The sequence below is a fragment of the Bacteroides sp. An19 genome, from assembly GCF_002160215.1.
In the GTDB taxonomy this organism is placed as follows: domain Bacteria; phylum Bacteroidota; class Bacteroidia; order Bacteroidales; family Bacteroidaceae; genus Phocaeicola; species Phocaeicola intestinalis.
On the sequence record NZ_NFKD01000055.1, the window covers coordinates 1 to 20,259 of the forward strand.

Consider the following 20,259-nt stretch of genomic DNA (forward strand, 5'->3'; position numbering starts at 1 on the left):
TGGTCCTTTTCGCTCCTGTTCTTCGTCAGATAGCCCGCTATCTTCCTCATCACAGAAGCGAAAATGCCTCAAAAACTCATCCCAAATCATCGCACGATAAATTCAAAACAGCTTCTAAGGGTTTTCACAAGCAAGTGCATGTCTCCGTGTCTTTCTCCGACATTTCCATCAGCTGATGGTAATCCCCATTTTCCGCATCAGGAAGCAGGCGTTCATGTTCTGTGCCACGCCCTCGCGCAGGCAGTAGGAGAAGGTCAGCTCGTTATCCTTGATGTCTGCTTCGAAGCAATAGTTGCGGATATATTCGGGGAATTGGTCGGCAAGTGTGCCCAATAGCAGGTCGTGGGTGGCGATGATGCCATCGGCTTTCAGGCGCATGAACTGGCGGATAAGGTCGAGCGAGCCTTTCTGCTTGTCGGCTGAGTTCGTCCCTTTCAGTATTTCGTCGAGGATGATAAAAAGTTCCTGTCCTTCGTCCAGCAGGTCGATGATGCGTTTCAGGCGTTTCAGTTCGGCAAAGAAATAAGATTCGTTGTCCGAGAGTGAGTCGGTGGTGCGCAGGCTGGTGATGAGTTGTGCAGGATAAAGCGTCAGGCTTTCGCAACACACGGGGCAGCCCATGCATGCCAGCAGGTAGTTGACACCTATGGTGCGCAGGTAGGTGCTCTTGCCTGCCATATTGGCTCCGGTAATAATCAGGAAATAAGGGCGTGAGGGGATGGTGGCATCATTTTTCACGCATTGGGCTTCGGGCATGAGCGGATGTCCCATGTTGCGGGCAAGGAAACAGAACGGCTGATTGGTAATTGTCGGATAGGTGTATGCCGGATGATTATAGGCAAAGGTGCCGAGCGAGCAGAGTGCGTCCAGTTCGCCTACGGCTTCCAGCCAGCCCATGAGGTATTTCCCATAGCGTGCCTTCCAGCGTTCGATGCGCACGATTTGCCGGAGCTGGAAGAACATGCTTCCCTCTAAGATGACATACAGGAGCTGGTTGTTGCGCAGGTCGAGGCGGTCCAGTTCCTTCGAGAGTTGCGTCAGGGCTTCGGCGGGAGAATGTCCGTCGATGTCCAGCTTATCGGTCAGTTCACGCAGGGCAGGGGCTTGCCACGTTTCTCCTTTGGCAAGGGTTATCAGTCTGGCATAGCGGTTCAGGGTTTTCAGCTTCTTTCCGTAGCTTTCCTGTATCAGGGTTACCCGCTGGATAAGTCCGAAGCTGAGGATGACGAAGACGGTAAACATCATTCCGAACCAGCTGAGTGAAAGGATATGCAGCAATCCGAGCGCAAGCAGCAGGATATTGATGCCGGGTACAGCCCAAAGGCAGAGTTTCACCCACCACAGGTGTTGCAGGACAGAAGGAGTCCAGCTCCAGCGGCTTATCTCTTCTTCATCGGAATCCGCGCCGCGGTTGATGGAACCGGTCACACGGAATGCTTCACGGAACTCCATCCGCCGGCTCATGTCGCGGATGCTTTCCTGACGGGTTTCGATAGCGATTTTCTCTGTCAGGTGATGTTGCATCCATGTGGCAAGAGTTTGTTTCCCGATATGCGTGCAGGTACGTCCGAGGGCCTGAAAGAGCGATTTGCGTCCGAAGAGGTCGAGGTCGTACGAGTAAGGATGTCCGGCATCGATGAACTCGCGCCCTTCGTCGAAAACCGAATAGTCGCCTTCCAGTCCTTTCAGTTCATCTTGATTCAGCTTGAGTTGGGTTTCTAACTGTTCCTTGCGGAAATAAAGCCGGTTGTGTACCTTGACCAAGATAAAAAAAGGCAGGAAGGTGCAGCACACGGTGAGCACTACCGCCCACGTGCCGGAACGATAAAACAAAATCAGTCCTGCAAAGCCTGCCACAAAGAGCAGGACGCGCAGCAGGCTGATGCGGTTAATCTGTGTCTTGGTTTGGGAAAGTTGTCGTAAAGTTTCGTCTATGCGTTGAGTGTACCAGGTGTTTGGAGCCATGGGGTGAATGAAGAATTTTTTTGAATGAAGAATCTTTTGAATGAAGAATGAAGAATTAAGAATGAAGAATCTTTGTCACGCCGGATTTGTAATCCGGCGTAATCCTATTTGCGGATTTGTAATCCGCATCATTAGCAAACGGTTTCGGATTGCAAATCCGGCGTGACAAGCTATCAACAAATTCTTCATTCTTCATTTAAATACTTTGCAATGCTTGTTCGAGGTCGGCGATGATGTCGTCTACGTTTTCAATGCCTACCGAGAGACGAATCAAGTCGGGAGCTACGCCGGCTTCTATCAATTGCTCATCACTCAATTGGCGGTGGGTATGGCTTGCCGGATGCAAGACACAGGTACGGGCATCTGCCACGTGGGTCACGATACATGCCAGCTTCAGGCTATCCATGAACTTCACGGCATCTTCGCGTGTGCCTTTCAGACCGAAAGCAATGACACCGCATGAACCGTTGGGCAGGTATTTTTGTGCCAGTTCGTAATACTTGTTGCTCTTCAAGCCGCAATAGTTTACCCATTTCACTTTCGGGTTGGCTTCCAACCATTCGGCTACCTTCTGGGCATTGGCGCAATGGCGGGGTACACGCAAGTGCAAGGTTTCCAGTCCCAAATTAAGCAGGAAAGCGTTCATTGGTGAAGGGATGGAGCCTAGGTCGCGCATCAGTTGTGCCGTAAGTTTGGTGATGTATGCCATCTTGCCGAATGCCTTGGCATAGGTCAGTCCGTGATAAGACTCATCGGGAGTAGTCAGTCCGGGGAACTTGTCGGCATGTGCCATCCAGTCAAAGTTTCCGCTATCTACTACGACACCGCCTACGCAAGTGGCGTGTCCGTCCATATACTTGGTGGTGGAATGGGTCACGATGTCGGCTCCCCACTCGAAGGGACGGCAATTGATGGGGGTAGCAAAGGTGTTGTCTACGATAAGTGGTACGCCATGCTTATGGGCGATGCGGGCAAATTTCTCAATATCGAGCACATTGATGCTGGGGTTCGAGATGGTTTCACCGAACATACAGCGGGTATTGGGTTGGAAAGCCTTGTCGATTTCTTCTTCGGGCGCATCGGCATCGATGAAGGTACATTCGATACCCAGTTTCTTTAGGGTGACACCGAAGAGGTTGAACGTACCGCCATAGATGGTAGACGAGCAGACGATATGGTCGCCTGCTTCACAGATGTTGAACACGGCATAGAAGTTTGCCGCCTGCCCCGATGAAGTAAGGATGGCACCTACACCGCCTTCCAGTGCAGCAATCTTGGAAGCTACGGCATCGTTGGTGGGGTTTTGCAGGCGGGTATAGAAATATCCGGTATCTTTCAGGTCGAACAAGCGTGCCATCTGGTCGCTATCGTCATATTTGAAGGTTGTGCTCTGATAGATGGGCACTACACGGGGCTCGCCGTTCTTGGGAGTCCATCCTGCCTGTACGCAGAGGGTTTCTTTGCTTAATTTCTGTTCCATTATTTATGTCTATTAGTTGATTTCATTGCATTGTGCGCAAAAATAAGAAATAAATGCTGCACTTGTTGCGTTTTACGGAAAAAAAGATATATATTTGAGGTGAACAAAGTTTAAATGATATGGCAACAAAACTTACATACAGGCATGTGATGCCGGTGCAGATTCGTTTTAGTGATGTCGACCAGTATGGTCACATGAACAATTCGTCGTATTTTTCCATTTACGATTTGGCAAAGACATCGTATATGCGCGATGTGTTCGGTGATAAGGAGTGGAACACACTAGGTATCGTAGTGGCTAACATCAATGCCGATTTCCTGGCTCCGGTATTTTTCTCGGATGAGTTGTATATCGAAACTACAGTCATTCATTTGGGACATAAAAGTTTTACTTTGTTGCAGCGTGCCGTCAACAAGGCGAGTGGTGTACTGAAATGCCAGTGCCGTACGGTAATGGTAGGTTATGACGTGGCAACCAAAGAACCGGTAGAACTTCCTGATTCGTTCAAGCAGACCATTTGCGAATATGAAGGAAAGTCGTTGGAGGAACTTTCGAAACCATTGTAAATAGATTTAATAATGTGGGGAAACGCAGATTTTTCACAGATTAACGCAGATTGAAATTTTATTTCACTGACTATTGAATAAAAACATCTGCGAAAATCTGCGTTTCTAAAAAGAATAACAGACATGAAAGTAGCAATTATCGGAGCCGGCAATATGGGCGGAGCCATTGCCCGTGGGCTGGCACAAGGACATTACGTGCGGGTACAGGACATCACGGTGACCAATCCAAGTATGCCCAAATTGGAAAAGCTGAAAGTCGAATTTCCGGCAATACAGGTCAGTACAGACAATCACGAAGCGGCAGATGCCGATGTGGTGATTGTAGCGGTCAAGCCTTGGAAGGTAGAAGAAGTATTGAAGCCTTTGCGTTTGCGCCAGCCTCAGGTATTGGTATCGGTAGCGGCAGGGATGACTTTCGAAGACCTTGCCCACTTTGTAGACCCCGAAATGCCAATGTTTCGTATTATTCCGAACACTGCTATCTCTTTGCGGGCAAGTATGACACTGATAGCCTGCCGGAATGCATCCGAACAACAGACACTGACAATGTTAGACTTGTTCAATGAAATGGGGCTTGCCATGTTGATAGAAGAAAAACAGCTTGCGGCGGCCACTTCGCTTACGTCATGCGGCATTGCTTACGTGCTGAAGTATGTGCAGGCAGCCATGCAGGCAGGTGTGGAAGCAGGCATCCGTCCGAAAGACGCCATGAAGATGGTGGCGCAGACCGTAGAAGGGGCGGCACGTCTTTTGTTGGAAAACGAAGACACGCATCCGGCACTGGAGATAGAGAAGGTTACCACACCGGGTGGTATCACCATTAAGGGCGTTAACTCGCTGGAGCACGATGGGTTTACTTCGGCGGTTATCAAAGCCATTAAAGCAAGTATCTGATTAAAAAAAGGTTAAAGGAGTTAAAAGTCAATAGTAATGCATCTGATTTCTTAACTCCTTAACTCCTTAACTTCTTAACTCCTTAACTCCTTAAACAAATATGAGAAACAACATTTTGATAACCATGGCTCTGTTGATACTGGTGGGGCTTGCGGTGCAAGGCATCTTCGGGATAGCTGCCGGCATACTGATCTCGGCAATTATCGGTATTGTGTATGGTGTGGTGAAGAAAAAGAAACTGTTCATCAAGTGGTCGGTCATAGCGTTGGTTATCGATCTGGTCTGTATCATCGCCTTTTACCTCCGTTTGGTTCAAGTGATGTGATATCTGAATAATAACAACAGCATAATGGTTCGGGGAATTAGACATTGTTTCTTTCATAAAAGCTAATCATTTGTGACAAATTTGGCGTAATCACATATAGGGGTATGCTGTGCAAAGGAGATATTCAGTATTTTCACCATATCCATCTTTACCCACAAGGCAACAAGCATTTCCGCGAGTATGCCATACCCGAATATAAATCATTGCTTACCGATGTAGGCAAAGATACTTTCATTGATTTGACTTACGAATGGCTGTTTAATAGGATAGAAAAGGTATTCAAGTCATGCAAGCACCAGGAGTGGGTGAAGTATCTGAGGAAGAGGTATCTCGTTTAAATCAAGATTTGTTGATGCTATCATTGGACACAGACTACGCAAGAATACACAGAGACAAATAAACAATGTGCTAATGTGAGAATAAATTAGCACATTGCCCTTATTATTCATTGGCACATTAAAATAGCGTCTGTGTGCCATGATATAGGCGAGTTACTTATAAAAATCTTCCGGAAGTACTATCTTTGGCAGAATTGTACAGATTCGAAAGTATTTTGCATAAAAGTGAAAGCCGGTGCACGGATTTGAAAGAACGTTGCAGGTTGTTGAAGTCGTTTTTGAGGGAGAACGGTTACTTTTGTCAAAAACGATAATCGCTATGAAACCATTTATTATCTATTCCCTCTTTGCCCCTGCTGCACTGATGGCACAGGAGCGACCCAATATCCTTTATATTATGACCGACCAGCAGACTGCTACGGCAATGAGTTGTGCCGGAAATGAAGAGGTGCATACCCCCAATATGGACCGGCTTGCCCAGAGGGGCGTGCGTTTCTCGAACGCTTATTGCAGCATGCCCTTGAGCGGTCCCTCGCGTTCGTCCATGTTTACGGGATACACGCCCGGTCAGGTGGGACTGACCGAGAACGGGACACCCATGCCCGACTCTATTCGCACACGGACATTGGGCACGTTATTGGAAGAAAGCGGATACGAATGCGCATATGCCGGGAAATGGCACGCGCATACCAATTCCTTGCCGGCGAAGGAGGCTTTCGGTTTCGAGAACCTGCACGGGCATAATGATTTCGGTCTTGCCGAGGCATGTGTTGCCTTCTTGCGTCGCAATTCCGAACAGCCTTTCTTCCTGGTCGCCTCTTTCGATAATCCGCATAACATTTGCGAGTATGCGCGTCATCAGAATCCGCCCTATGCTTCGTTCGAAGAGCCGGCGCTTGAAGATTGTCCCGGCTTGCCTGCCAATTTTGCGGTCAATCCGTATGATGCCGACGCTCTGGCTTTCGAGCGCAGGCAGAACCATCGGCTTTATCCGACCGTGACTTTCACGCCAGACGACTGGCGCCGGTACCGCAATGCGTATTACCGCCTGATTGAAGCGGTGGACAAGGAAATCGGGAAGATTCTGGATGAGGTGGACAAGCAGGGCTTGTGGGAGAATACCGTGGTTATCTTTACCAGCGACCACGGAGACGGATGCGGCGCACACCAATGGAACCAGAAAACCGCCCTGTATGAAGAGGTGGTGAACGTGCCTTTTATCGTTTGCCTTCCCAGCGGGAAGAATGCAGGAAAAGTATTGCCCCAGTTCATCAATAATGGAGAAGACCTGATGCCGAGCGTATGCGACTGGGCGGAAGTGGAAGTGCCTTCGGGACGTCAGGGAGTCAGCTTCCGTGAGGTGGCAGAGGAGGGAGATACGGCAAAGGCGCACCGCCCGTACGTGGTGACCGAAACCTTCTTCGGAGAGACTGCAGGCACATTGGGCTGGATGGTGCGTACACCTTATTATAAATACGTCTTGTATGATACCGGAAAGAACCGCGAGCAGCTTTACGATATGCGTACCGATCGGGGAGAAATGCGTAATCTGGCAGTAGAAGAAAAGTATTCAACCATTGTTCGTGAGCATCGTGCCTTGCTTGACGAATGGATGCGTTGCCATCCGTCTGCAGCCACTCATTTCAAAGAGAAATATATTCCAAAGGATTAAAAGAACAGACATTTTGCACAAATTTAAAAATGTATTAGACAATATCGAACATTCTTTGCTGGATTTTGAATGAAAACAAAACATTTGTGTAAGCCTATCAGCGAAGTATTGGTTATTTTTGCAACAACGAAAAAAACAAAAACACCGATGAAGAAGACCTTTTATTTAGCATTACTATGGAGCGCATTCTTCGTAGGGGCGTCTGCCCAGACGAACATCAGGCTGACCGAAACCACCTTGATGCATGAAATGCGTGCCACTCCTTATCCGAAAGATAAGGCGGTGGTGGACGACCGTTATGTCTCTTTCCAATGGCCGCTTCGTGCCGATGCCAATATCAATGCGGATATACTGGACGGCATGGACGCGAAATCTGTACGTAAGGTGGACAAAACGACATTACACTATCAGCTTCGTTATGCCCGTGACAAAGAGTTTAAGAAAGATGTCAAGCAGGTGGAAACCCGCTGGCCTTTCTATAATCCTGATAAAGACCTTGCGCCCGGGAAATGGTATTGGCAATACGGCTATGTAAATGAAGCCGGGCAGGTAGAATGGCAAAGTACGCAGGAACTTACGGTGGGGGATAACCCGAAGAAGTTCTGTCCGCCTTCTTATAAGGAAGCCATCGCCAAGGTGCCTGCAACCCATCCTCGTATATGGGTGCAGAAGGCAGGCTGGGATGCGTTTATCGCACAGGCAAAGCCGAAAGCAGAATACCAATGGTATCTGGAGCGTGCCGATAAGGTGATGCAGACCCCGATGAAAACGGTGAAGGATATCAATACCAGTCAGGTGAAGAACCTCACGAACCAGATGCAAATCAATTCGTACCTTACCCGTGAGAGCCGCCGCATCATTGATGCCGAGGAAGGGAATACCGAGGCGCTGATTCGTGCTTACCTGTTGACGAAAGACCGGAAGTATGCCGATGAGGCTCTTAAACGTGTCTTGGAGATGACCGACTGGGATAAGGATAAGAATGTGAAAGGAGACTTCAACGCTTCGGCATTGCTTTCGCTTTGCTCCATGGCGTATGACTCGTTTTACGAGTTGCTGACCGACGCGCAGAAGAAAACCTTGCTGGATGCCATCCGGGAGAAAGGCGGAGCCATGTATAAGCATTTCAATAACTATCTGGAAAACCATATCGCCGAAAACCACATCTGGCAGATGACCCTGCGCATCCTGACAATGGCTGCATTTGCCACGTATGGCGATTTGCCTGAAGCCGCTACATGGACGGATTATTGCTACAATGTATGGCGGGCACGTTTCCCCGGGCTGAACGAAGACGGCGGCTGGCACAACGGCGATTCATATTTTACGGTCAATACCCGTACGCTGATAGAAGTGCCTTATTATTATAGCAATCTGACGGGATATGATTTCTTCAGCGATCCTTGGTATACCAACAACATCATGTATACCATTTACCAGCAGCCTCCGTTCTCCAAATCGGGAGGAAACGGCAGCTCTCATCAGAATGTAGGACGCCCCAACAGCATCCGTATCAGTTACCTGGATGCACTGGCTAAGCTGACCAACAACTCGTTTGCCGCCGACTTTGTGCGCCGCACGTTGAAGGTTGAGCCTGAATACATGAAGAAAGCGTTGCTGAACAAGCCCGGCGATTTGGCTTGGTTCCGTCTGCAATGCGACAAGCCGTTGCCCGAAGGTCCGGGATTGACTGCCTTGCCTTTCGGAAGAGTGTTCCCCGAAACAGGTTTGGCTTCGTACCAGACCAATTGGGACCGTGTAGGAGGCAATGCGATGTGGAGCTTCCGGAGCAGCCCGTATGGAAGCACTTCCCATGCGCTGGCGAATCAGAATGCGTTCAATACGTTCTACGGAGGAAAGCCTATTTTCTATAGCAGTGGCCATCACATCGAGTTTACCGACGTACACAGCATGTTGTGCCACCGTGCGACCCGCGCTCACAACACCATTTTGGTAAACGGTATGGGGCAACGCATTGGTACCGAAGGATACGGTTGGATTCCCCGTTACTATTGTAGTGACAAAATAGGTTATGTGTTGGGCGATGCTTCTAACGCTTACGGAAAAGTGATTTCTCCGCTGTGGTTAGAGCGTGGTAAGGTTTCGGATGTGGAATACACGCCTGAAAACGGTTGGGACGATGTGCCCCTCACCAAGTTCCGCCGGCATATCGTCAATTTGGGAAAGACCGGATTTATCTTTATCTATGACGAACTGGAAGCTTCAAAACCGGCTGATTATACCTTTATGTTGCATACTACGGCACAGCCGATGACGGTAGATACTTCCAATCCACGCTTTGTGCATGTGCAAGGCTTGTCGGGACGGGGTGGCGCATCGGATGCTTACATCTTCTCTACCGGAACCTTGCAGACCGATACGACAAGCCAGTTCTTTGTTCCGCCGGTCAACTGGCTCCGTGCAGACGATAAGGGAAAGTTTAAGAAATACCCGAACCATTGGCACTTTACGGCGAAATCAGAAAAAGCAAAGGTATATCGCTTTGCCACGATTATCAATACGCATGCCTTGAAGTATCCGGCAAAAGACCCCGAAATCCTTTCCGACGGACGCATTAAGGCAGGAGGCTGGCTCATCAGCGTGAATGTCTCGGCAAGCGGAGCGCCTTCGTTCTTCATCCGCAGCACGAAAGACGATGTAAGCATTACGTATAAAGGAGAAGAAACCGTGGTGAACGAGAACGGGTATGTGACCACCATGCGTGACGTAGTGCCCGACTTGGAAATATAATTTTAGTTTTTGAGTTTTTTAGTTTTTGAGTTTTTTAGTTTGTAGAACTCAAAGACTCACAAACTTAAAAACTTAAAGACTCACAAACTTAAAAACTCAAGACCCCACAAACTTAAGAACTTAAAAAACTTATTTACAGCCATGAGATTAAAAATACGATTTTTACATACCTGCTTTACTCTTGCCGTAGCGGCGTTGCCCTTAGGGGCAATGGCGCAAGCGGTAGAGAAGCCCCGCATACAGACTTCGGCTTTACCCGAAGAAACTGCGGTATACAATCCTTCGGCGAAAAAGAATGTAGCACAGGCGAAAAAGAATGTGGCACAAACAAAAGAGAAGCCAGCCAAAGAGCAAGGCAAAGCCCGTGTTTCGGAAAAGCGCAAGAAAGACAAGAAAACCGTATCTGTTTCAGACGGACGTTATATGGCGCTGAAGACCAACATTGCTTACGATGCCATCGGTGTATTGAATTTGGATTACGAGGTACAGGTGCATTCCCGCATGACGGTAGATATCCCAGTGATGTGGAGTTTGTGGGATGCGAAACCTAATAAGGCGTTACGTGTAGCCGCTATCCAGCCCGAATTGCGTTGGTGGATGGGACAGGAAACCGGCAAAGGCCATTTCTTCGGCTTGCATGCCCATGTGGGATGGTACAATTTGAAATGGGATGACCGCCGTTATCAGGACACCGGACGTCCGTTGGCAGGAGCCGGATTGAGCTACGGGTATAAGCTTCCCTTGTCCGAGCATTGGGGAGCAGAGTTTACCGTAGGCTTCGGATATGCCAATATGAAGTATGATACCTATTATAATATAGACAACGGAGCGCAGATAGACACCCGCATCCGCCATTATTGGGGACCGACAAAGGTAGGTGCATCATTAGTATACCGTTTTTAAACGAACTTAAAACGAACATTCCATGAAAAGAAACAGACATATACGAAAGTTTTGGTCAGGCTTGTTGGCATTGCCCTTCCTGATGGCTGCCTGCACCTTGCACGAGGAACCCGAACTGACCGCCGATGGCGAGCTGGGTGTAGACCCGACAGAAGTGAATGTGGAAGTAAACCTGACGCTCGACTTGAACTTGCCCGAGCAGGGAAATGAAGAGAATAGCAGTGCACGGGTTTCTGCCAATACTGATTACCTGCACCGTTTCATTGTAGAGGCATACTTCAACCGCCAGCCTGTGGCAAGACAGGTGTTTGTAGAGAACATTACCGACCGCACGCATCTTTCTTTGCCGGTCAGCATGAAACTGCATGCCCGTTCGTACCAGTTGGTGGTATGGAAAGACTATGTAAGTGCCGAGACTCCCGAAGAAGATTTGCACTACAACACCCAAAGTCTGGTACCTGTAATCCCGAACCGTGCTTCTCACACGGGCAATACTGAATATAAAGATGTGTTTGTGGGCACTACATCCCTCGACCTTACCGCTTACGCTGACCAGTGGGGAGCGGTGGTCGAGCAGGATGTAACGCTCCAACGTCCCGTGGCACGTTACGAACTGATTGCCACCGATGTGGATAAGTTCTTGCAGCGCATAGCCGATGGTGAAGTCAATGGCGAAACGTTTACCGCGCGTATCAAATATAGCGGTTATTTGCCGGTAGGCTATAACGCCCTTGATAATGTGCCTAAGCACTCGCTGATGTACATGCAATATAACACTTCGTTCGAATTGCCCGAGGAAGGTACTGACGAACTTCGTGTAGGGTTCGATTATGTATTTGTATCCAACGAGGGTTCCGCTTCCGTCCCGATGGAAATTGAAATCGTGAACGAAGAAAACGTAACCGTAGCCAATTCCGTACTCAATGTACCGCTTGAACGGGGCAAGAATACCGTATGGACGGGTGAGTTCCTGACCGGTGATGACCAAGGTGGACAAGGAGGAGATGAACCCGGAGAAGATGAAGGCGGAATCGGCATAGATCCGGATTACGATAACGAAACCGATCTTGGTGTTACAGTAGAATAAGAATAACCATAAACTATAATATTAACTTATAATATTAACTTAAATCCTTAACCACATGAAAAAGAATTTTTTGTATTCGTTGTTGGCAGTATTCGGGATGCTTTTCGCATCTTGTAGCCAAGAAGAGATTGTTTCTACCTCAGGTACGGGTAGTAATGACGGTATGGTAAGACTGAGCGTGAATGTTTCGGATGAAGCGCTTGTCACTCGTGCGAGCCAATCATTAGATGTAGAAGGCTATGTAATGCGTTGTATTTGCCAGGCGGTAAATGCGGAAGGCACATTGATTGAAGGTTTTAATGAAATCGTTGCTGTAACGGATGGCAAGGCAAGCTTTGAGTTTGAAGCTCCGGAAGGTGCAGCCAACTATCTGTTTTGGGCAGACTATGTAGAAGGAAGTGATATTGAAGCGAGTAAGTCCGCTCTCTATAATGCGACAAGTTTGCTTGAAGTGAAATACAATTTGAATAAGAATGTAAAGCTTTTTAACAATCCTGCTGCCGATGCTTTTTGTGCTGTGGCAAGTGCTGCAAATATTGGTGGTAGCATTACTTTGAAGCGTCCTTTTAGCCGCATTGCCATCAAGGCTTCAGATCTGGAGAAATTGGGATTGACCGGACTGGATATCATTACTCCGAGCATCAATGCTATGCAAGGATATAGCGTATTGAATCAAACCGCATCAGCTGCTGTAACTCTTCAGTTGAACATCAATGAAACATTGAATGTATCTACAGGCGATTTGGCTTTTTACTGCTATGTGTTCCCCGTGAACAGTACAGTAACAAAGAATACGAATATTAAATTTACAAGTGCTTCGGATGAGATAGGCAAGAGCATTTCAATAACAGCTGCTGAAATGCAAGAAAAGGCTTCTTCTTCCAACAATGCCGTTTATTTAACACCGGATGAAGATAATCCTGTTCAACCGGGAGATGAAACTATTAAAGTAGACATTATCATCGACAATGAATATACTGGTGAAGAAGGCGGAACAGAAGAACCCGGAACAGACCCGACACCTTCTACTGAGCTTGCAGTAGGCGACTATATCAATACCAATGGTGAAAAAGTAGCAACTGCTGAAGAAGCTATCGCTGTGGTATTCGCATTAGGAGGTCAAAATGATAACTCTACTTATGCAGAAGGTAAGACTGTAGAGGCATACGCCATGTCATTAAATAAGGCTACGAATCGTAACAGAGTAGATACTTATACAGATTTGGGTCTGGCAGTAACAGATGATGCTGCTAATGCATATGCTGGATTGGCTTTCAGTACTGCTATTGAAACGGCTCTAGGAACGGCAAGTGATGCTACAGCTTATCAGATGTTCAACTCATTCTTTAATAACAGTCTGGTAGAAGCTACAGCATCAGAAAACTTGAGCGAATGGTATATTCCTTCCCTTGCACAGCTGCAGGCAGCTTTGGCTACAACAAATGCAGACTTGATTGCTGCGCTGAAAGCTGCTTATACGGGTAATTACTATTGCGCATCTTCTACGGTAACCGCAGAAGGACTTCAGGGTATTATTTATAATATTACAGATGGAACATCCGGTAGTCCTGAAACCATTGGAACAGGTGCTTCCGCTGTGGTATTCCCTGTAGTCACCATCTTCGAATAATCAAGGAATTGTTCATGGTATCATCGGACTCATACTGTAAACAGAGTTGGAATAGTGTTATGGTTCGTTAGTTAGTGCGTTAGAGGTTGTGTCTCGATACTTACCGGCAGAGTTATGCCGAGGGGTAAATGAACGGTTAATAATGAATGGAAACGAATCGGCGTGACCGATACGGGACGTTTCGGGAACACATTCTCTTTGCATGAACTTTCGGGCTTGGCTCGTAAGCAGGATTCATGGTCCGAAGAACCTGTATCCGATAACTGATGCACCTATGTTCGTATGCCGATGAACATAGGTGCATCTTGCTATATGCGGGAGATACCAAAACGCAGAGCAAAGGAACAACTCAGCCCGGAAAACCGGCTGCTACAATCCGGTAAATGAACTGCCCGTTTTGTAAGATTATTAATTTTACGGCTTGAAGATTATTAATCTTACAGCGTGAAGATTATTAATCTTACCGGAAACGCAGTTATACGTATATTATTGTGTTGTCCACTTTACGGATATTTATGTATATCATGCACGGTATAGATTTGTGCATTCTGTGTAGCCGGTATTCAATGATGGCATCAACAAAAATGTACACTCTCATATCATTACGAACAGTAATTTCAACATTCTATAAACATCATGCAATGAAAAAAAACTTCTTGCCTTTCCGGTGCTATGTGCCGATGCTTGCCTTGGCGGTATGTTGGCTGGGATGCCCTGCCTGTTCCGATGAGGCAGTAGAGCCGGAATCTTCTGTGCCGCAACCTGAAACGACCTATCCCGATGCGTACCAGGACAAAGTGCGCACCCAGCCTTATCCCAAGATATCGAACGAGCTGATAGTCAATCCAGTTCCTTTCCTTGTCCCGCAAGCCATGAAGACGGGCGAGCGACTCCAGTATGCCCTTTCGCGTACAGAAGATTTTGCGGATGCCGAAATCAGCGAGCCGCAAGACGGGTGTATGTATAACCTCCACCGTGCACTGGATGCCGGCACGTGGTACTGGCGTTTCCGGAGTACCGATGCCGAAGGTGCCAATCCCGGCGCATGGAGCGAGACGTATGCGTTCGAGGTAAAGGCAGAGACGCCGGTATTTGTTACTCCGCCTTTCGAAGACTTCCTGGAGAATGCTCCCCGTGTGCATCCCCGTCTGTATTGTTTCCTCAATCCGTATATCGGTAAGGCAAGGCAGAACGTGACATCTCATCCCGAATACCGCCAATTGACGGCGCGCGCCTCGATAGCATTGGAGGCGGACTACGGTGCCATGGACCTTTATGCCGATGCCGAGACCTTGCGCCAGCATGCCACGTGGCTGTATCATGCGTATTATCTGACTCAAGACGAACGGTATGCCGATAAGCTGGTAGAGCTACTGGATGCGATGCTCGCCCTGCCTCCTACGGACGCACAGCTCTTTACCGATAACTTTACGACCTCTGCCCTGACTTTGGCTCATGCCGCGGTTTACGATTTGCTCTACGGACGCCTGACCGCCACGCAGCGTTCGGGTGCGGAAGATTTGATGATGCGTGCCCTGCGTCATTCGTATCAGGAGCAATGCGGTGTGGAAGAAAACCATATCTTCGACAATCATTTCTGGCAACAGAACATGCGTATCCTGACACAGGCGGCTTTCCTGCTGTATGACAAGGCGGAATATGCCGATGAGGCGCTTCCGATATTGAAATATTATTACGAGCTTTGGACAGCACGTGCTCCGGCTTCGGGCTTCAACCGCGATGGCATCTGGCATAACGGGACGGGCTATTTCCCTGCCAATGTGAAGACACTTGCCTACATGCCTGCCTTGTTCTCTTACGTGGCGCGGTTCGATTTCCTGCAACATCCGTGGTACCGCAATGCAGGACGGGCTCTTGCCTACACCAATCCGCCCGATTCGAAGAGTACCGGTTTTGGAGACAACAGTGAGAATGGCGACCAGCCCAACCGGCTTACGGCTGCATTTGCCGATTATCTGGCACGCGAGACGGGCGATGCGTATGCCGGGTGGTATGCCGGTGAATGCCAGTCGCTGGTTCGGCAGGATTACGAATTGCGTTTGTACCGCATGTGTTCCAACCGGACTTACGAGTCTGCCTTGCCCGAAGATGCTGCCAAAATGGTGTGGTACAGCGATGCCGGAGAAGTGTCGATGCATAGCCATTTGGGGGATGCCGGGAATGACCTTGCCTTGTCGTTCCGTTCCAGTACCTTCGGGTCGGGAAGCCATACCACGGCAAGCCAGAATGCGTTTAATTTGTTATTTAAAGGACACGATGTGTACCGCAGTACAGGCTATTACCAGGCGTTTGCCGATGCACACAACCTGATGTCGTACCGGCATACCCGTGCCCACAATACGATTCTGGTGAACGGCATCGGCCAGCCTTATTCTACGGAGGGATACGGAAGCATTGTCCGTGCCTTGGGAGGGAATCACATCAGTTATGCGCTCGGTGATGCCTCTCATGCCTATTGCGGCATCAGCGACGACCCGATGTGGGTGAACTATTTTGCCCAGGCAGGTATCACGCAGACACCCGATAACGGATTCGGTGAAACTCCTCTTACCCGATACCGCCGGCACGTCCTGATGTTGCATCCGCGTACGGTGCTTATTTATGATGAACTGGAGGCATCCGAGCCGGTTCGTTGGGACTGGTTGTTGCATAGTCCGGTCCGGTTCGACATAAACGAAGCAGAACAGGTGTTGAGCACTGCTGATGAAGCGGACGGTTTTTATGCCGTAACCCAATTGTTTGGCTCAAGCGAGATGGATATCACCCAGACCGACCAGTTTGCGGTGCCTCCTGCAACCGGCGGAGCGGAATACCCCAACCAGTGGCATCTGACGGCGAGTACGGACAATCAGCCTGCAACACGCTATCTTACCCTTATCCAAGTATGCGAAGCAGGCGAAAGTCCTTATATCATCCGCAGGGACGGAGATACGTTTACGTGGGGTGACTGGACGGTAGAAGCCTGCCTGAATGCTTCAGAAAGTCCCCGGCTTGTGGTGCGTCATCGTACAGAACCGGTAGTGTTCAGTTATGGCGAAGAGTCTCCTGTAATCGATGGTGTGCCTTATCTTCGGCAAGAAGCAAGTTCGTCATTGCTTTATGATGAAACCGATGGCGAATATCAGGTTATGGAAATGACTGACCGTGCTCCGATAGCCACCCGGAAGGGTTTTTAAACAAATTCGAAAGCGTTTTGCACAGGATTGAAATATTATTGTTGGTATTTGCAATTGTTTTTAACGGGAGAAAACGTAGAGTTCGTTTTCTCCCGTTATCTTTGCCGACAGATGAAAATAATAAAACTTAGTCATAAATTTAAAACAAATCGTATTATGAAAAAACCGAAAACTATGAAGGGCGTCTTGTTTGCCTTCTTCTTTTTCTTTGTCGGCATAGCGGTGGGATGGGCGCAAGGCTTTACCGTGACTGGTAAGGTAATCGACAATGAAGGCCTGGAAGTGATTGGAGGAAGCGTTACAATCAAGAATGCGAAAGGTGGCACCGTTACCGACATGAGTGGTAACTATTCCATCCAAGTTAATGATGCATCAAAAGATGTATTGGTATTTTCTTACATCGGTATGAAAACGGTGGAAGTTCCAGTAAAAGGACAGAAACAAATCAATGTCACTTTGCAGCCCGACAATCAGTTGCTGGAAGAAGTAGTCGTAGTAGGGTATGCCACGATGAAACGCAAGGACCTGACCGGTTCGGTTGCTTCGGTGAAGAGTGAAGAGCTTACCAAGACACCTGTATCAGATATGGCACAGGCAATAGCCGGACGTATGGCGGGTGTGCAGGTAATACAGACCGATGGCCAGCCGGGTGCCGAGGCATCTATCCGTGTGCGTGGCGGTATCTCCATCACGCAGAGCAACGAGCCTCTTTACGTTATCGACGGATTTCCTACCGAAGACGGTATGTCGAGCCTTGACCCTGCCGACATTGAAAGCATCGATGTCTTGAAAGACGCTTCTGCCACCGCTATCTATGGTGCACGGGGTGCGAACGGTGTTGTATTGATTACGACTAAGAGTGGAAAGGACGACGGAGGGAAGGCTACCGTAACATTTGACGCATACGTGGGCGTGCGCAAACTTGCCAAGCAACTGGAACTGCTCAGTACCGAAGAGTTCGTACTTGCCGATTACGAACGTACGATAGGGTGGGCTACCGACCCTGCTGTGCAGATGCCTGCCTGGCAGAACCTTTATGGAAGTTTTCTGGAAATACACGAAAATTATGCCAACCGTGGACTGGACTGGCAAGACCTGACCATGGGCAGCACTACCGTTACGCAGAACTACCGTGTGGGTGTGAACGGTGGAAGCGACCGCATCAAGTACGGCATGGCATACAGCTACAATAAAGACGAAGGCGCGATGGTGTATAGCGGAAGCGAACGGCACAACTTGTCCTTGAATGTAGACGGAAAGGTAAATGATAAGTTGCGCGTAAATGCCCGCTTCCAGTTCGACCATCGTAACATCTGGGGTGCAGGTGTTGCCGGAAACGGTACGACCGAGAACGGAAGCTCGACCGATGCGCGTTTCAACAAGATGGCTCAAATCCTGCAATACCGTCCGACTATCGGTATTCAGGGAAGCGATGAGGAATTGCTGGCAGGGCGAGACCCGTTGCTGGTAGACGAATCGGGAAATGTGGTGCAGAATCCGCTGGTCAATGCTGCCGAAGAAAAAGACGACCGTGAGATACGTACCTTGCAGGCAAACGGAGGCTTTACCTATACCTTCTTCAAAGGATTCACGTTTCGTAATACCACCGGTATGCGTTACCGTACGCAACGCCGGGAACTCTTCTATGGCGATGAGTCGATTATGGGATTGCGTAACGGCATTTACGGAAGCATCCGCAATACGGAGGACGGAAGTTTCTCTACCTCGAACGTGTTTACTTTCGACAAGCGGTTCCAGAAGAAACACCACCTCATGGTGCAGGCAGGTCAGGAATACGTGCATCGCTGGGAACGTTATGTATTGACCGAAGTAGGCAACTTGCCCACCGATGAGTTCCAGTTGAACGATATGGGCTTGGGTACACCGACCAACTCGGACAGTTTCCTGAACGATGACGATAACCTTATCTCTTTCTTTGCCCGTGTGAATTATGATTTCAAAGACAAGTACCTGTTCAGTGCGACGATGCGTGCCGACGGGTCTTCCAAGTTCAGCAAGGATAACAAGTGGGGCTATTTCCCTGCCGTATCGGCTGCCTGGCGTTTGGGAGAGGAAGAGTTCATCAAGAAACTGAACATCTTCTCCGACCTGAAGTTCCGCATCGGTTACGGTCTTGCCGGAAACAACCGTATCGGAAGCTACAATAGTCTGGCATTGCTTACTTCACTCAATACCGCGATGGGAGGACAGCTGGTGCCGGGATATGCTTCTACGCAGATTCCGAACGAAGACCTGAAATGGGAGGCAAACAAGACTTTCAACCTAGGAGTTGACCTTGGTTTCTTGGACCAGCGCATCACGATTTCGCCCGAGTTTTACATCAACCGGAGCAGCGACCTGTTGCTGAGCGCGCAATTGCCCTATTCTTCGGGCTATACCACGATGATGGTGAATGCCGGCGAAACGAAGAACGTAGGTGTGGACCTGACCATCAATACGGTCAACATCGCGAAGAAAGACTTCAACTGGACCACTACGCTGACCTTCTCACACTATAAGAACAAGGTGCTGGAACTGACCGGCGAACAGGTGCAGCTGTATGAAGCCCAGTTCGGGTACAACCAAAGCACGCACCGCATTGCCGTGGGCGAGCCGTTGGGACAATTCTACGGCTACGTGACCGAAGGCTTGTATCAGGTAAATGATTTCATTTATGATGCCGCTACACAGACGTATACGCTGAAGGACGGCGTGGCTTCTTCCGCCAATCAGATAGGTGTGCAGCCCGGACACTGGAAGTTTAAGGATTTGGATAAGAACGGAATCATTGACGAGAACGACAAGACCGTTATCGGCAATGCCACTCCGACTTTCTACGGCGGTTTGAACAATAACTTTACCTACAAAGGTTTCGACCTGAGTATCTTCCTTACGTATAGCTATGGCAACGATGTGCTGAATGCTACTAAGTTGATAAACAGTAAGGTGGGGCGGCAAAACAACAATGCATTGGACGTCATGAACAGTTCCAACCGTTGGATGACCGTCAATGCACAAGGCGAGGTGGTGACTGACCCCGATGAGCTTACGGCGATGAATGCAGGGAAGACGGTGGCTTCGTTCCGCGACAACGAAGAGGGGGACAAGTACATTCACTCATGGGGAGTAGAGGATGCTTCGTTCCTGAAGCTGACCAACATTACATTAGGATATAGTTTCCCCAAGAAGCTGATTACGAAACTCGGACTGAGCAAGCTGCGTCTGTATGCTACGGGATATAACTTGGCGACATGGACACCGTATAGCGGATTCGATCCCGAAGTGTCGAACATGCGCAGCCCGTTGACTCCGGGTGTGGATTTCGGCGCTTATCCGCGCAGCCGTTCGTTTATCTTCGGTGTGAACGTGGCATTCTGATTTAAGTAACAACAAATATGTGTCAGTTTAGAAACACAGATTAACGCGGATTTCCGCAGAGTATAATTTTAAT

The 20,259-nt window shown here is 48.6% G+C and carries 13 protein-coding genes; 11 read left to right on the plus strand and 2 right to left on the minus strand.

Annotated elements, in window-relative coordinates; all coding sequences use genetic code 11:
• Positions 1-168: 168 nt before the first annotated feature.
• Positions 169-1,965, minus strand: coding sequence for a hypothetical protein (locus B5F25_RS16165; protein WP_087250762.1), 1,797 nt, complete (start codon positions 1,963-1,965; stop codon positions 169-171).
• Between the two features lie 196 nt (positions 1,966-2,161).
• Entirely contained in the window at positions 2,162-3,445 is a 1,284-nt protein-coding gene (locus tag B5F25_RS16170; RefSeq protein WP_087209762.1) for an O-acetylhomoserine aminocarboxypropyltransferase/cysteine synthase family protein, read from the minus strand.
• 119 nt (positions 3,446-3,564) lie between these two features.
• Between B5F25_RS16170 and B5F25_RS16175 the strand changes: the two genes are divergently transcribed.
• The 11 genes from B5F25_RS16175 (at position 3,565) to B5F25_RS16225 (ending at position 20,186) form a co-directional block, all read left to right on the plus strand.
• Positions 3,565-4,011 carry a thioesterase family protein gene (locus tag B5F25_RS16175; RefSeq protein WP_022039278.1) on the plus strand — a complete coding sequence of 149 codons (447 nt, stop codon included), beginning with the start codon at positions 3,565-3,567 and terminating at the stop codon, positions 4,009-4,011.
• 114 nt (positions 4,012-4,125) lie between these two features.
• Positions 4,126-4,905, plus strand: a complete 780-nt coding sequence (gene proC / locus B5F25_RS16180; RefSeq protein ID WP_255376610.1) for a pyrroline-5-carboxylate reductase — start codon at positions 4,126-4,128, stop codon at positions 4,903-4,905.
• Positions 4,906-5,005: 100 nt separating this feature from the next.
• The gene (locus tag B5F25_RS16185) at positions 5,006-5,230 is read left to right on the plus strand and encodes a hypothetical protein (protein ID WP_164496649.1); all 225 of its coding nucleotides are present in this window, start codon (positions 5,006-5,008) and stop codon (positions 5,228-5,230) included.
• 104 nt (positions 5,231-5,334) lie between these two features.
• On the plus strand, positions 5,335-5,568 hold the full coding sequence (locus B5F25_RS16190) for a hypothetical protein (protein WP_022039275.1): 234 nt from the start codon (positions 5,335-5,337) through the stop codon (positions 5,566-5,568).
• Positions 5,569-5,887: 319 nt separating this feature from the next.
• On the plus strand, positions 5,888-7,240 hold the full coding sequence (locus tag B5F25_RS16195) for a sulfatase-like hydrolase/transferase (protein WP_087250764.1): 1,353 nt from the start codon (positions 5,888-5,890) through the stop codon (positions 7,238-7,240).
• 147 nt (positions 7,241-7,387) lie between these two features.
• A complete protein-coding gene (locus tag B5F25_RS16200) occupies positions 7,388-9,991 on the plus strand; it encodes a DUF4962 domain-containing protein (protein WP_087250765.1) in 2,604 nt (867 codons plus the stop codon).
• Positions 9,992-10,201: 210 nt separating this feature from the next.
• Positions 10,202-10,894, plus strand: coding sequence for a DUF3575 domain-containing protein (locus B5F25_RS16205; RefSeq protein ID WP_241148429.1), 693 nt, complete (start codon positions 10,202-10,204; stop codon positions 10,892-10,894).
• Positions 10,895-10,916: 22 nt separating this feature from the next.
• Positions 10,917-11,981 carry a DUF6562 domain-containing protein gene (locus tag B5F25_RS16210; protein ID WP_087250769.1) on the plus strand — a complete coding sequence of 355 codons (1,065 nt, stop codon included), beginning with the start codon at positions 10,917-10,919 and terminating at the stop codon, positions 11,979-11,981.
• 55 nt (positions 11,982-12,036) lie between these two features.
• A complete protein-coding gene (locus tag B5F25_RS16215; protein WP_140406964.1) occupies positions 12,037-13,611 on the plus strand; it encodes a hypothetical protein in 1,575 nt (524 codons plus the stop codon).
• Positions 13,612-14,291: 680 nt separating this feature from the next.
• Complete coding sequence (locus tag B5F25_RS16220; RefSeq protein ID WP_087250785.1) at positions 14,292-16,808, plus strand: DUF4962 domain-containing protein; 2,517 nt, start codon at positions 14,292-14,294, stop codon at positions 16,806-16,808.
• Between the two features lie 174 nt (positions 16,809-16,982).
• Complete coding sequence (locus B5F25_RS16225) at positions 16,983-20,186, plus strand: TonB-dependent receptor (protein ID WP_087250773.1); 3,204 nt, start codon at positions 16,983-16,985, stop codon at positions 20,184-20,186.
• Positions 20,187-20,259 lie beyond the last annotated feature (73 nt).